Below are 11931 nucleotides of genomic sequence, written 5' to 3' on the forward strand. Positions count from 1 at the left end.
CATGACTAAGATATGGGATGCCGTCATTATTGGCGGAGGGGCAGCCGGCTTATTTTGTGCCGGGGTTGCTGGTCAATTAGGAAAAAAAGTATTAGTCCTCGATCACGCTCCAGTATTAGGTGAGAAGATCCGTATCAGTGGCGGTGGGCGCTGTAACTTTACCAATGTACATAGCAGCCCGGCCAATTTTCTTTCCTTAAACCCCCATTTTGTCAAAAGCGCACTTGCCAAATATCCATCAAAAGAATTTATCAAGCTAGTAAGTGCATATGGCATTGCATATCACGAGAAACATCAAGGGCAGCTCTTTTGTGATGACTCTGCCAAGCTAATTATTGAGATGCTTATGTCGGAGTGCGCTAAAGGTAAGGTCACAATTCGTAATCCTGTCTCTGTTGAATCTATTACTCAAGATGCATCTGGCTGGCATATCCATACCAATGCGGGAATTGAAAAAACCAAGGCAGTGGTGATGGCTACAGGTGGCTTGCCGGTTCCAGCAATTGGTGCGACTGCCTACTCTTTAGATATTGCAAAACAATTTGGGCTTGCAGTAGTAGACCCAAGGCCTGCATTGGTGCCGCTATCGTTTACTGCGGATACCTTTGGCAATCTCAATGATCTAGCTGGTCTGAGCGTTCCTGTCCGAATTGCATCGGGCTCAAAAGGCCATCGTTATGGTGCCTGCCGATTTAATGAAGACTTACTTTTGACCCATAAGGGCTTATCGGGCCCAGCAGTTTTACAGTCAAGTAGTTATTGGGTTGAGGGCGAACCAATTCACATTGATTGGCTCGGCGCCATTGAGGTAGCGGGTGGATTTAATTGTGATCAGTTATTTAATGATGATGACAATCGCTTGAAACTGGCTGAGACCATACTGTCTTCCGTTTTGCCGCAGCGCTTAGCCAAAGCATTTTCTGAACAAAGAAACCTAGGCGGTCGCAAATGGGCTGAAGTATCTAAGAAAGATCGTCAAGTCCTGAAGGAGTTGCTTACCAATTGGTCGGTGAAGCCTGCTGGAACCTTGGGCTGGAAAAAGGCGGAGGTAATGCTGGGCGGCGTGGATACAAAAGAGCTTGATGGCCAGACCATGATGTCACGCGCACACCCCGGGCTATTTTTTATCGGTGAGTGCGTTGACGTTACTGGCCACTTGGGCGGCCATAACTTTCAATGGGCTTGGGCTAGTGGTTTTGTCTGTGCCCAAGCGCTATAAGTCACTATCGTTTTTTCTTCTTTTGACGTGAGCGTATATTTAATAGCTCAACAGAGAGGGAGAAGGCCATCGCAACATAGACATAGCCCTTAGGAATATGAACCCCCATACCTTCTGCAATCAATACCACGCCGACGACAGTTAAGAAGGATAGGGCGAGCACCTTAATAGAGGGGTGGCGATGTACAAAATCACCAATCGGTTTTGCAGCAATGAGCATGATGAACACTGAGGCTAGAACGGCTGCAATCATTACGCCAATTTCATCAACCATACCTACGGCGGTAATGACGCTATCAAGCGAGAAGATGATGTCTAGAATGCCAATTTGTAAAACTGAGCCAGCAAATAATGCAAACATCGACTTATTTACATTCGTTTTTGCGTCATTGTTTTCGAGGTCATGTTCACCAACTTCGACCTCAACATAAATCTCTTTTGAGGCTTTCCAGATTAGGAAAAATCCTCCTAACAATAAGATGAGATCTCTACCGCTAATGGCATGATCATTAATGCTAAAGAGTGGGTTGGTAAGACTCATGACCCAAGATAGACTTAGCAGCAATAAGATGCGGGTAACTAAAGCAAAGATGAGGCCAAAGCGCCGCACCTTTTCTCTAATTTCCAAGGGCAATCTATTGGCAATGACGCTAATGAAAATGATGTTGTCTATGCCCAGAATAATTTCTAGGGCGGAAAGCGTTAAAAAGGCAACCCATGCATTGGGATCGCTCATCAGCTGCAAAAGACTGTCCATGAATTTTTATTCCTATGTTGGGCTTAGGGTAAAGTGTATCCAAGTAAATTCATTTTGTGATTTCTATGCTTAAGCCCACACAAATTATTAGGATATTGCTGCTGAGTGGTATGTTAGCTCTCGCATTAAATGTACAAGCAGCCTATCCAGACAAGCCCATCAAGATCATTATTGGTTTCCCGGCTGGTGGCCCATTAGACGCCCACATTCGCCTTTTGGTTGATAAGTTACAAGCAGCACTTGGGCAAACCGTGATTGTGGATTACAAGGCGGGTGCAGGTGGCGCTGTTGGAGCGCAGTTTGTAGCTCAGTCACCGCCAGATGGATACACGCTGCTGTTGGCCAACACTGGAACAATGGTAATTAATCCAGCCATCTATACTAAGCCACCATACGACACTCTCAAAGACTTTCAGCCGATTGCAAGAACTGCACAACAACCTTTGGCTTTGATTGTGAACAAAGACGTAGCCGCAAATTCTTTAAAAGAATTGATTGCTTACGCTAAAGCAAATCCTGGAAAGCTCAACTATGGTTCGGCTGGTAATGGTGGGATCTCTCATCTTGTTCCTGAGATGCTAAAAAGTGAAACTGGTATTTTCATGGTGCATATTCCATTCAAGGGTAGTGCGCCAGCGTTCACGGATTTAATTGCTGGCCATGTTCAATTTATGGCGGAGTCTGTTCCACAAGCTGCAAACTACGCCAAACAAGGCAAGGTAAAGGCTTTGGCGGTTACTAGCGCTAAACGCAATCCTGCATTGCCGAATACTCCCACCGTGATTGAAACAGGCGTGGCTAATTTAGAGGTGGTTGGGTTTTATGGAATTTTGGCGCCTAAGGGTACGCCACCGGATGTGACAAGTAAATTAAGTCAAGCTTTTAAGGAAACCCTGGAGTCACCTGAGATTCAGAAAAAAATGATTGAGCAGGGAGCTGATCCAGCATATTTGAATGCAGACCAATTTACTAAATTTCTTGCAACTGAGATGCCGCGCTGGGCAAAAGTAGTAAAGCAGGCTGGGGCTAAATTAGATTAATTAGCCTGATTTCTCATCCAATCTGCAGTATTAAATAGAGATTCCTCTAGCTGCTTGGCAATATTGCCTTCAATGCCACATTCTTCTAGTGCTTGATACATGCACGCAAGCCATTGATTACGTTCATTCAAGCCAATCTTAAAGGGCAGGTGCCTGGCTCTGAGCATGGGGTGACCATACTTGGGCGAATAAACATCTGGACCACCCATCCATCCGGTTAGAAAGAACTTCAGTTTCTCTCGAGAGCTAGAAAGGTCTTGGGGGTGCATGGCTCTCAAATCAGCAAATCCAGGCTCTAGATCCATTAAATCGTAGAAGCGGTCAACAATCTCATCTACTCGATCGATGCCACCAATTGCCTCATAGATTGTCTGTCTTTTAGTCATATTGTCATTTTAATGCCTTAAATTAGGGGAAATTGGCAGTTTGCTAATTTCGGTATAGAGTTGAAGAAAAGACTTTCATAACCCCTTATTGATAGGAGCCTAAAAATGGATGCAAAAGAATTGCAAAAATGGCAGCGCGAAAAAGCAAAAGAAATGTTTGATTACTCACACACACTACTAGAGGCCGCGAAGAAGCTTAGCGAGCACCATCTGGCTGAGGTGGAGTGGGGTATGAAAAATGCCTTGGAGAGTGCAAAGTCAGCAGCTAAAAATGATTTAGCGAAGCTCAAGGACTTACAGGAAGAGGCTGCTAAAGAGGCTGCTAAACGTGCAGCCGCTTATCAGAAGAAGGTCAAATCTGTTTTAAAAGATCTAGGTGATAGCGCTGCGGATGAGACAGAGAAGCACCTGGAAAAAGTCCGCAACTCTTTGGTAACTTGGCTTGAAGATGCTGAAAATAAAATGCCAACACATGCAGATAAATTATCAAAAGTAGTGCATGAGATGTCTACTACCGGACAGAAGATGTTTAAGGAAGGTCGCCGCATCGTGAATGAAGTGGCGGATGCTGCAGAAAAAAATATTGACGATATGGTTAAGAAATCTTCAGGGTCAAAGAAAAAGACTGACTAATCCACTAACTCAGTACCATCGCAATAGTCAAAAACCGCCTCAAATATCGAGGCGGTTTTTTATTGCCACCCCTGTATCCATAGTTCGCTATTGGTAAGGTCGCGCCAGGCAATCAGAGAAACCTTTTTTGTATAGACTGCCTCAATTTCAACAAACTCAATCTTTTCGTTTGGCGGCTCTGGAACGATGACTTTGCTCACCAAAAAATGCTTCTGTTTGGCAATGGGTTTCACTGCTGTCCATTTAGTTAGTAAAAGTTTCTTGGGGCTCAGTGGATTCATGGCTGTTTTAGAGGGCACTGCATAGGTAGCTCTTCTCCCCGGCGATGAGTTCGCCAGATGATGGAGTAAAGACATGACTAGAATTTTGGATCACTGGGGGACATTTTTGGTCAAAGTAGCTTCGATTGCCCAGACTACCGCAGTAGTCCAGCTGAAGATCTTTAAATTCCATACGCGCCTTTCTGAGTACCATGGGCACCTTCATCTCCGCTGTGGAATTGCAACTCCAGCTGGTATAGGTTTCACGCTCGCAGGCCAATAGGCCAAAGAGGGTAACAATGAGGATGGTCGGTCTAGTAAAGGGTAAGTACATAGGCCTAGCATAGCTAATATTGAGATTGCCTGCTGAGGCACCCCTAAAATTCCCCGAGACTTTTAATTTGGTATTACTATTTATGTCAGATTGCTTGGCTAAACAAGCAATTAAAACGGCAATAAGAATAAAGATAAAGATATCAAAGGAGAGCTTGTGGATACAAATCGGAGAGATGCGCTAAAGCTAGGTGCTACAGCAGCTGTCAGTGGCATGTTTATTTCTAGCGCGATGGCAGCGCCTGGCGACCAGCCAACAATCGTAGTTCCGTCAATGACTGGCAAAGCTGGTTTACGTGTGGCTAATTATTTACCAAAGATGGGCGCAACATCGAGATTGGGTCTGGTGACTAATGATGGTCTCGTCGTTGATATTCCTGCTGAAGCAAAGCGTCAAAAGATTGAGCTTTCTTTTGATCCAACATCGATGATTTCATTGGCGGCTTCTGGTAATCGCGGTCTTGTTGAGTTGGCGACTATTTTTAAAAACCGTGGATCTAATTTAGTGAGCGTGAATAGTGTGGTCTTGCTATCACCAATTCCGAAGCCACAAAGTAATATTTATTGCGTTGGCTGGAACTATTTAGATCACTTTGAGGAAGGTCTGCAGAATCGTGAGGATAAATCTGTTAAAGAGTATCCAAAAGTGCCTGTGCTCTTTACCAAGGGTACACAAACAATGAATGGACCTTTTGATTCCATTCCTTATGACGCTAGTTACTCTACGGCAATTGATTGGGAGGCAGAGCTAGCTGTTGTGATTGGTAAAAAGGGCAAGAACATTCCTGAAGAAAATGCGATGGATTATGTTTTTGGCTACTCCGCCTATAACGATACGACGGCACGCGATGTTCAGCAAAAGCGTCACTCAGGTCAGTGGTTCAAGGGCAAGAGTTTGGATGGTCACGGACCGATGGGGCCGTGGATTGTGACTGCTGGCGGCGTGAACTTGCAAGATACTCGAATCATCTGTCGAGTTAACGGTGCAGAAAAACAAAATGCAAGCTACAAGCAAATGTATTTCAAGATCCCGGTGATTATTGCTGAGCTGTCGCGCAGTTTGACTTTATTGCCGGGCGACATCATTGCAACTGGCACGCCTTCAGGCGTGGGTTACAGCAGAAAGCCGCCTGAATTCTTAAGGCCGGGCGACATGATGGAAACCGAGATCACTGGCGTCGGAATTATTCGCAATAAGATCGCTTAAGCACTACTGCATTACAAAGCAAGGACTAGAGAACCCAGAAGTGATGGGTTCCATCCTTGCCCAGTTGCTCTACTAAGCCAAACTCCCAATCTAAGTAAGCCTGCATTGCTGCAGGATCCACGCTTGTTCCTTCATAAGGCCGCTTATAGCGATCTAGTGGAGGGGAGGCTAAGTGGCTCGGGCCTTTCTCGAGGGCAAGGCCGGCAGCAGTCCATGCGGCATTCCCACCTTCCAATACCAGTACTTCAGCATTAGTAAGAGATTGAAACTCTTGGGCAACAAAAATGCTCAATTCAGCTGGAGCGCTAGTGAGTACATAGCGATCGACTTGAGGAATCTTTTTGATTGCATCGGCCAATTGTGAGCGCAATGCATACCAACTGCCTGGAATATGACCCTTCACATAGTTGGCGTGGGTACTAAAATCCACAGCAATCGTATTGCTATCGGACTGCAGCCACTGTGAGGCCGTAGCAGCATCTACAAGTTGAACTTGCGGGAGCGAAGGTAGAGACGCTTTCCAAGCTCCTGTTTCAGTTAGGTCAGATGTCTTAATGCCATCGACAACGTAAACATCCCATGCCATCTGTGCCAACCAAGAAGCTGGCATATTAGCTCTGACACTGCTACTGGGATCTGCTAGGACAATGCGCGCACCACGCACTGGGGCTACCATCTCCGTTTCTTGAACAAGCTGGCCGCCAGGCACAGAACGAAAGCCCGGAAGATGTCCGGCTTCATATTCTTCAGGTGTGCGTGTATCAAAGAAATACGTCGTGCGCTCGGATTGAGATTGCCATTTTTCAATTTCGGCAAGGCTAGTGCGTTTTACGTTTGCTCTATCGGCAACACTGCGGGCCCGATCGGATGCTGTGCTTGCCGTGCTCTCGCTCACTTCTTTAAATTTACGACTCTGGCCTTTGTCTAATTCTTGGCCGGCAAGAGTCCACCCAATGGTGCCATTACGTAGTGCATTGACTTCATTCGGAATGCCTGCATTGATCAAAGACTGTGTACCAATGATGCTTCGAGTTCTTCCCGCGCAGTTCACAATGATCTTGGTTTTTGGGTTAGGTGCTAGCTCAGGAACGCGTAATACCAACTCTGCACCTGGAACGCTGATGCCACTTGGGATGCTCATCGTGTTGTATTCATCAAAGCGACGCACATCCACAACGATGACATCTTCTTGATCATCTAAGAGTTTCTTAACCTCTTGGGCGGATAGAGAAGGGGTATGACGCTTAGATTCAACGAGCTCACCAAAAGACTTGCTGGGCACATTGACATCGCGAAATAACTCTCCGCCAGCAGCTTTCCAACCCTGAACTCCACCTTCGAATACGGAGACATCGGTATAGCCAAGAGCAATTAATCGCTGTGCTGCTAATGTGGCATCGCCGTCGCCATCATCAAGCGTGACGATGGGTACATTTTTTCTGGGCAGCTTGCTATAGGTGTCGATTTCAATTCGAGAGAGTGGAACGTTAGCCGCAAATAATGGATGCTCTTGCGCATGCGGATCTTCCTCGCGCACATCTAAAAAAGCAATCTCTTCTTTGTTCAGTAGCTTATTGCGGACAAACGCATAATTTTTAGTTGGAATACTCATATCTTCTCTTGGTTAATCCAGCTTTGCGCCAGATTTTTTAACGACTTCATTCCAGCGCACGATTTCTTGATTGATATAGGCCGCTAGTTCAGGGCGAGTCATTTTTGGAACGCTTGCCCCCATTCCCGCCCAACGTTCTTTGATTTCGGGTGAAGCTAGGGCGATCTGAACTTCATTACTCATTTTTTCAATGATTTCTTTAGGCGTACCTTTGATGGCCCACATTGCATACCAGCTGGAAACGATAAAGCCTGAGATGCCTAACTCCTGAGCGGTTGGTACATTTGGGAATGCTTCGCTACGCTTATTGCTAGCCACTGCAACTGCAATCAATTGACCGCTTTTGATGAAGGGTGCCGCGCCTGCCAAAGTATCAAACATCATGTCGACTTGGCCTGCTACTAAGTCTTGCAATGCAGGGCCAGTGCCACGGTAGGGGATGTGGGTGATGAATAATTTGTTCTGCATCTTAAATAGCTCACCCGCTAAATGCTGTGAGGTGCCATTACCAGTAGAAGCGTAGTTGTATTTCCCTGGATTTTTGCGAATTGCTTCCATGATGGATTTCAAATCATTCTTAGGAAACTTTGTTGGGTTGACAACGATGACATGGGGAACGCTGCCAATAATGGCAATCGGTTCAAAATCTTTGGTGATGTCGTAGGGTAGGTTGACATACATGCTTGGAGCAATGGAGTGATGTACTGCACCAAGAAACCAGGTGTAGCCATCAGGTGCCATTTTTGCTGCAGCTGCAGCACCAACAGTACCGCCTGCGCCGCCGCGGTTATCGACCACGATGGAGTCATTTAATTGGGTAGAGAGCTGCTTGGCTAAAGGTCGCCCAAAAGCGTCTACAGCCCCGCCTGGAGGGAAGGGGTTAATAAAGGTAATGGGCTTGCTAGGGGATGGCCAGGACGTAGTCTGGGCACTAGCCCCAAGTGACAGGGCGCTAGTAATCAGCAAAAGCAGGACTTTTCTGAGCATTTTGAATATCTCCGTGATGTATTTTTGTAATTGAATCATTTTGGCCTAAGTGCCGTTTCTAAGCGTTATCCCTGATAAAAGAGGCTATTTCCCGCTGTTTTTATGGGGATATACTGACTCCGTTGTAGGTAGGAATAATTATTTGATAACGGGAGAAAAGATGTCACAACACGATACATTGTTGGCTGCTTTTGAAACATATAAAGCTGAAAACGAAAAATTTATTGAAAAAGGCATTAAGGCATCTGCAGCACGTGCTCGTAAAGCCTTACAAGAAATCGCCGGCGCATGCAAAGAGCGTCGCAAAGAAATTACTGCTACAAAAGAGGCGATGGAAGCTAAGAAGTAATTCTCAAGCAAATTCATCTGCAAGCCTAGCCTTCATCAGCTAGGCTTTTTTCTTGCCAGTTTCAAATGGCTACTGTAAAGAGTGTCAACTTCATTGCCTCATTGCGTATTGCAACTAAAGCTTGATACTCCGGACTAATGGCCCAAGCTTTTGCATCTTCCTGGCTCGGAAAAATAAGCTCTACAAACGCGCCAAATCTGCTGCAATTCAATTCATTCCAAAATACCTCTGTAACACTGCCGCGGTTTTGAATGCTGCCCTTATAAAGCTCAACCGTTTGGCCAACTTTGCTGCGATATAGCGCAAACGCATTTTGATCTGTCAATTCCATTAGTCCAATTACTTTTACTGTCATAGGGATTCGCTTTTAGTAGTCAATGAGATCAGTTTATAGCTAAGCTATAGTTGTGGAATGAACAAGGCAGAGTTTATTCAGATCTTGCAGCAGGAGGGCTTCCCTGAACCTGTTGAAGTCAGGCAAGTCGCCAATGGCTCGCTAGGTGAGCACACCCATCCATTTGCAGTCAAAGCATTGGTCACCGATGGCAGTATTAATATCTCAATCCAAGGCAATCGCAATACATACTCAGCTGGGGATGTCTTTGAACTGGGGTTTGAAGAGTCGCACTCAGAAAGTTATAGCTCTACAGGAGTAATCTATCTGGCCTCTAGGAAGCCATTAAGCACTTAAGACACTACTAAAGGTTTCTCTTGTCGCTTGCTCATTTGACCAATGACGCGTGCGCCCAAGAAGTGATGTCGATTAAAGATATCAAGGACTTCTTGAACACATTCAGGGGCGCAAGAAACGAGGAGGCCGCCACTGGTTTGTGGGTCAGTCAATAAAGCCAGTTGTGCTGGCGTGAAGTTTGCTGGAATGCCGACATCGGATCCATAACTTTGCCAATTACGATCCGATGCGCCAGTAATGACACCATCATCCGCCAGTGTCTGAACATTAGATAGCAAGGGGACTTGGCTCCAGTCAATATGGGCAGTGCAGTTCGATCCTCTAGCGAGTTCCAGCGTGTGGCCCGCCAATCCAAATCCAGTGACGTCTGTTAAGGCATGCACACCAGCAAGTTTTGCCAAGTCTGGTCCTGCAGCATTGAGCTTAGTGGTATTGGAAATCATCTCGCGATAGCCATCCGGACCTAGTAGGTCTTTTTTAAGGGCTGCAGACAAGATGCCTACACCTAATGGCTTACCTAAAATCAGGACGTCCCCAGGCTTTGCGCTCGCATTGCTCTTAACGCGCTTCGGGTCAACCAAGCCAATGGCAACCAAACCATAAATCGGCTCAACCGAATCAATCGTATGGCCTCCCGCAATCGGAATTCCGGCACTACGGCAGACTTCAGCACCACCTTCTAGAATGCGAGCAATTGTTTTATTAGATAAAACTTTAATTGGCATCCCGACCAAGGCAAGAGCAAACAAAGGTGTACCACCCATTGCATAAATATCGCTAATTGCATTAGTCGCAGCAATCTTTCCGAAGTCAAATGGGTCATCCACAATCGGCATGAAGAAATCCGTCGTTGCTACGATCGCTTGAGACTCATTGATTTGATAAACAGCCGCATCATCAGAAGTTTCAATACCGATGAGCAATTCTTTAGGAAATGGTAGTTGCGGAACGTTCTTGAGGATTTCAGAAAGAACCCCTGGCGCAATCTTGCAGCCACAGCCACCACCATGGGAGAGGGAGGTGAGGCGGGGTTCAGTGGTTTGCATATCTTGGGTCATGGAAATATTTTATATCTGAATAGTTCTACCGATTGAAGCTTCTCTTCGTTGGGCTAGAGCGCTTTGCTGGCGCTTTCTTAGCTGGTGCTCGACCAGCTCCGCCGCCACTAGCAGCTTTAGGCTTTCTGGATTGCTGATGTTGTTGGCTACGCAACTGAATAGGTTGAGCGACTGCATTGGGGTCAGGCTCAAATCCTGCGATGACCTCTTGGGGTAATTTTTGCTTAATCAGCTTTTCAATATCTCTGAGCATTTGATGCTCATCTACACAGACCAAAGATACTGCAACACCATTGGATCCTGCTCGACCAGTCCGTCCAATACGATGGACATAATCTTCAGATACGTTTGGTAGATCGTAGTTCACTACATGGGGTAGCTGATCAATATCGATACCGCGCGCTGCAATATCGGTTGCTACTAATGCAGTTAACTTACCTGCCTTGAAATCTGCCAATGCTTTTGTTCTGGCTGTTTGACTCTTATTGCCATGAATGGCCATACTCGTGATGCCATCTTTTTCTAGCTGAGTGACGAGTTTGTTGGCGCCATGCTTGGTACGGGTGAAAACCAAGACTTGTTTCCAATCATTCGATTGAATCAAATGGGCTAATAGCGGGTGCTTCTTAGTCCGATCTACCGGATGAATCAACTGTGCAATCGCCTCGTTAGCGCTATTGCTTCGTGCTACCTCAATCAGTGCCGGTGAATTTAAGAGACCATCTGCCAGCGCTTTAATCTCAGTAGAAAAGGTGGCTGAGAATAGGAGATTCTGACGTTGCTTGGGTAGGGCAGCCAAGATCTTTTTGATATCTCGCAAGAAGCCCATATCGAGCATGCGATCGGCTTCATCTAAAACGAGGATTTCAATATCGTTGAGTGAGACGCATTTTTGTGACATCAAGTCAAGTAAGCGTCCTGGTGTGGCAACCAAAATATCGAGGCCACTAGCAATTGCTTTAATTTGCGGATTGGCACCAACGCCGCCAAAAATGACAGCCGACTTCAAGCCGGTGTATTTGCCATAAGTAACAACTGATTCTTGAACTTGTGCTGCTAGTTCGCGAGTGGGGGTCAGAATCAGGACACGCAAGAGACGCTTGCCCGAGCTTGGTTTTGAAGCGCTAAGACGTTGCAAAATAGGAAGCGTAAAGCCGGCAGTTTTACCGGTGCCGGTTTGTGCTGCGGCGAGAAGATCTCCACCTTTGAGTACTGCGGGAATCGATTTCGCTTGAATTGGGGTGGGGCTGGTATAGCCTTCCTCAGCAATAGCGCGAAGAATGGGTTCGGATAAACCGAGGTCTGTAAATAACATAGGGGCCAATAAAGTATTGACCCGTATTCAATTAAACGACTATCCCGGTCAATGGGGTGAGCTGCCACGCTAGAGCGTTTGCAG

The 11931-nt window shown here is 46.1% G+C and carries 15 protein-coding genes; 7 read left to right on the forward strand and 8 right to left on the reverse strand.

The window, feature by feature from the left end; translation table 11 throughout:
- The first annotated feature begins 1 nt into the window (after position 1).
- Positions 2-1219: an NAD(P)/FAD-dependent oxidoreductase gene (locus ICN13_RS02620; RefSeq protein ID WP_216138836.1), complete on the forward strand. Its 1218-nt coding sequence runs from the start codon at positions 2-4 to the stop codon at positions 1217-1219.
- A gap of 4 nt (positions 1220-1223) precedes the next feature.
- Here ICN13_RS02620 and ICN13_RS02625 read toward each other — a convergent pair whose 3' ends face one another.
- Complete coding sequence (locus tag ICN13_RS02625; RefSeq protein WP_216138837.1) at positions 1224-1976, reverse strand: TerC family protein; 753 nt, start codon at positions 1974-1976, stop codon at positions 1224-1226.
- Between the two features lie 65 nt (positions 1977-2041).
- On the opposite strand from ICN13_RS02625, the gene ICN13_RS02630 reads away from it, so the two are divergent.
- Positions 2042-3016, forward strand: coding sequence for a tripartite tricarboxylate transporter substrate binding protein (locus ICN13_RS02630; protein ID WP_216139269.1), 975 nt, complete (start codon positions 2042-2044; stop codon positions 3014-3016).
- Here the strand turns inward: ICN13_RS02630 and ICN13_RS02635 are convergent.
- The gene (locus ICN13_RS02635; protein ID WP_216138838.1) at positions 3013-3402 is read right to left on the reverse strand and encodes a group II truncated hemoglobin; all 390 of its coding nucleotides are present in this window, start codon (positions 3400-3402) and stop codon (positions 3013-3015) included. The two genes, ICN13_RS02630 and ICN13_RS02635, sit on opposite strands and share 4 nt — an antisense overlap.
- Positions 3403-3507: 105 nt before the next feature.
- Here ICN13_RS02635 and ICN13_RS02640 point away from each other — a divergent pair, with 105 nt between their 5' ends.
- A complete protein-coding gene (locus ICN13_RS02640) occupies positions 3508-4035 on the forward strand; it encodes a phasin family protein (RefSeq protein WP_216138839.1) in 528 nt (175 codons plus the stop codon).
- Between the two features lie 59 nt (positions 4036-4094).
- Here ICN13_RS02640 and ICN13_RS02645 read toward each other — a convergent pair whose 3' ends face one another.
- Positions 4095-4391: a TIGR02450 family Trp-rich protein gene (locus ICN13_RS02645; protein ID WP_255534003.1), complete on the reverse strand. Its 297-nt coding sequence runs from the start codon at positions 4389-4391 to the stop codon at positions 4095-4097.
- Between ICN13_RS02645 and ICN13_RS02650 the strand changes: the two genes are divergently transcribed.
- Entirely contained in the window at positions 4390-4578 is a 189-nt protein-coding gene (locus tag ICN13_RS02650) for a hypothetical protein (RefSeq protein ID WP_216138840.1), read from the forward strand. The genes ICN13_RS02645 and ICN13_RS02650 overlap by 2 nt on opposite strands.
- Before the next feature lie 207 nt (positions 4579-4785).
- Positions 4786-5835: a fumarylacetoacetate hydrolase family protein gene (locus ICN13_RS02655; RefSeq protein ID WP_216138841.1), complete on the forward strand. Its 1050-nt coding sequence runs from the start codon at positions 4786-4788 to the stop codon at positions 5833-5835.
- A gap of 25 nt (positions 5836-5860) precedes the next feature.
- Here ICN13_RS02655 and ICN13_RS02660 read toward each other — a convergent pair whose 3' ends face one another.
- Both ICN13_RS02660 and ICN13_RS02665 read right to left on the reverse strand, forming a co-directional pair.
- Positions 5861-7447 carry a rhodanese homology domain-containing protein gene (locus ICN13_RS02660; protein WP_216138842.1) on the reverse strand — a complete coding sequence of 529 codons (1587 nt, stop codon included), beginning with the start codon at positions 7445-7447 and terminating at the stop codon, positions 5861-5863.
- A 12-nt stretch (positions 7448-7459) separates the two neighbouring features.
- On the reverse strand, positions 7460-8434 hold the full coding sequence (locus ICN13_RS02665; RefSeq protein WP_216138843.1) for a tripartite tricarboxylate transporter substrate binding protein: 975 nt from the start codon (positions 8432-8434) through the stop codon (positions 7460-7462).
- Positions 8435-8594: 160 nt separating this feature from the next.
- Here ICN13_RS02665 and ICN13_RS02670 point away from each other — a divergent pair, with 160 nt between their 5' ends.
- Positions 8595-8783 (forward strand): hypothetical protein, encoded by a 189-nt coding sequence (locus tag ICN13_RS02670; RefSeq protein ID WP_087909716.1) that lies wholly within the window; start codon positions 8595-8597, stop codon positions 8781-8783.
- A 61-nt stretch (positions 8784-8844) separates the two neighbouring features.
- Here ICN13_RS02670 and ICN13_RS02675 read toward each other — a convergent pair whose 3' ends face one another.
- Positions 8845-9114, reverse strand: coding sequence for a DUF1330 domain-containing protein (locus ICN13_RS02675; protein WP_255534004.1), 270 nt, complete (start codon positions 9112-9114; stop codon positions 8845-8847).
- An 81-nt stretch (positions 9115-9195) separates the two neighbouring features.
- Between ICN13_RS02675 and ICN13_RS02680 the strand changes: the two genes are divergently transcribed.
- Entirely contained in the window at positions 9196-9474 is a 279-nt protein-coding gene (locus ICN13_RS02680) for a cupin (protein WP_216138845.1), read from the forward strand.
- Here ICN13_RS02680 and selD read toward each other — a convergent pair.
- Together selD and ICN13_RS02690 are read right to left on the reverse strand one after the other, a co-directional pair.
- Positions 9471-10532, reverse strand: coding sequence for a selenide, water dikinase SelD (selD, locus tag ICN13_RS02685; protein WP_216138846.1), 1062 nt, complete (start codon positions 10530-10532; stop codon positions 9471-9473). The two genes, ICN13_RS02680 and selD, sit on opposite strands and share 4 nt — an antisense overlap.
- 25 nt (positions 10533-10557) lie before the next feature.
- Positions 10558-11847 carry a DEAD/DEAH box helicase gene (locus ICN13_RS02690; protein WP_216138847.1) on the reverse strand — a complete coding sequence of 430 codons (1290 nt, stop codon included), beginning with the start codon at positions 11845-11847 and terminating at the stop codon, positions 10558-10560.
- Positions 11848-11931: the final 84 nt, after the last annotated feature.

This window comes from Polynucleobacter sp. MWH-Berg-3C6 (assembly GCF_018881855.1).
In the GTDB taxonomy this organism is placed as follows: Bacteria; Pseudomonadota; Gammaproteobacteria; order Burkholderiales; family Burkholderiaceae; genus Polynucleobacter.

Coding starts and splice junctions, on each gene's coding strand:
- ICN13_RS02625 (WP_216138837.1), bottom strand. CDS start 1,976: ATGGACAGTCTTTTGCAGCTGATGAGCGATCCCAATGCATGGGTTGCC.
- ICN13_RS02650 (WP_216138840.1), top strand. CDS start 4,390: ATGACTAGAATTTTGGATCACTGGGGGACATTTTTGGTCAAAGTAGCT.
- ICN13_RS02670 (WP_087909716.1), top strand. CDS start 8,595: ATGTCACAACACGATACATTGTTGGCTGCTTTTGAAACATATAAAGCT.
- ICN13_RS02690 (WP_216138847.1), bottom strand. CDS start 11,847: ATGTTATTTACAGACCTCGGTTTATCCGAACCCATTCTTCGCGCTATT.
- selD (WP_216138846.1), bottom strand. CDS start 10,532: ATGACCCAAGATATGCAAACCACTGAACCCCGCCTCACCTCCCTCTCC.
- ICN13_RS02640 (WP_216138839.1), top strand. CDS start 3,508: ATGGATGCAAAAGAATTGCAAAAATGGCAGCGCGAAAAAGCAAAAGAA.
- ICN13_RS02645 (WP_255534003.1), bottom strand. CDS start 4,391: ATGTCTTTACTCCATCATCTGGCGAACTCATCGCCGGGGAGAAGAGCT.
- ICN13_RS02675 (WP_255534004.1), bottom strand. CDS start 9,114: ATGGAATTGACAGATCAAAATGCGTTTGCGCTATATCGCAGCAAAGTT.
- ICN13_RS02680 (WP_216138845.1), top strand. CDS start 9,196: ATGAACAAGGCAGAGTTTATTCAGATCTTGCAGCAGGAGGGCTTCCCT.
- ICN13_RS02635 (WP_216138838.1), bottom strand. CDS start 3,402: ATGACTAAAAGACAGACAATCTATGAGGCAATTGGTGGCATCGATCGA.
- ICN13_RS02665 (WP_216138843.1), bottom strand. CDS start 8,434: ATGCTCAGAAAAGTCCTGCTTTTGCTGATTACTAGCGCCCTGTCACTT.
- ICN13_RS02630 (WP_216139269.1), top strand. CDS start 2,042: ATGCTTAAGCCCACACAAATTATTAGGATATTGCTGCTGAGTGGTATG.
- ICN13_RS02620 (WP_216138836.1), top strand. CDS start 2: ATGACTAAGATATGGGATGCCGTCATTATTGGCGGAGGGGCAGCCGGC.
- ICN13_RS02660 (WP_216138842.1), bottom strand. CDS start 7,447: ATGAGTATTCCAACTAAAAATTATGCGTTTGTCCGCAATAAGCTACTG.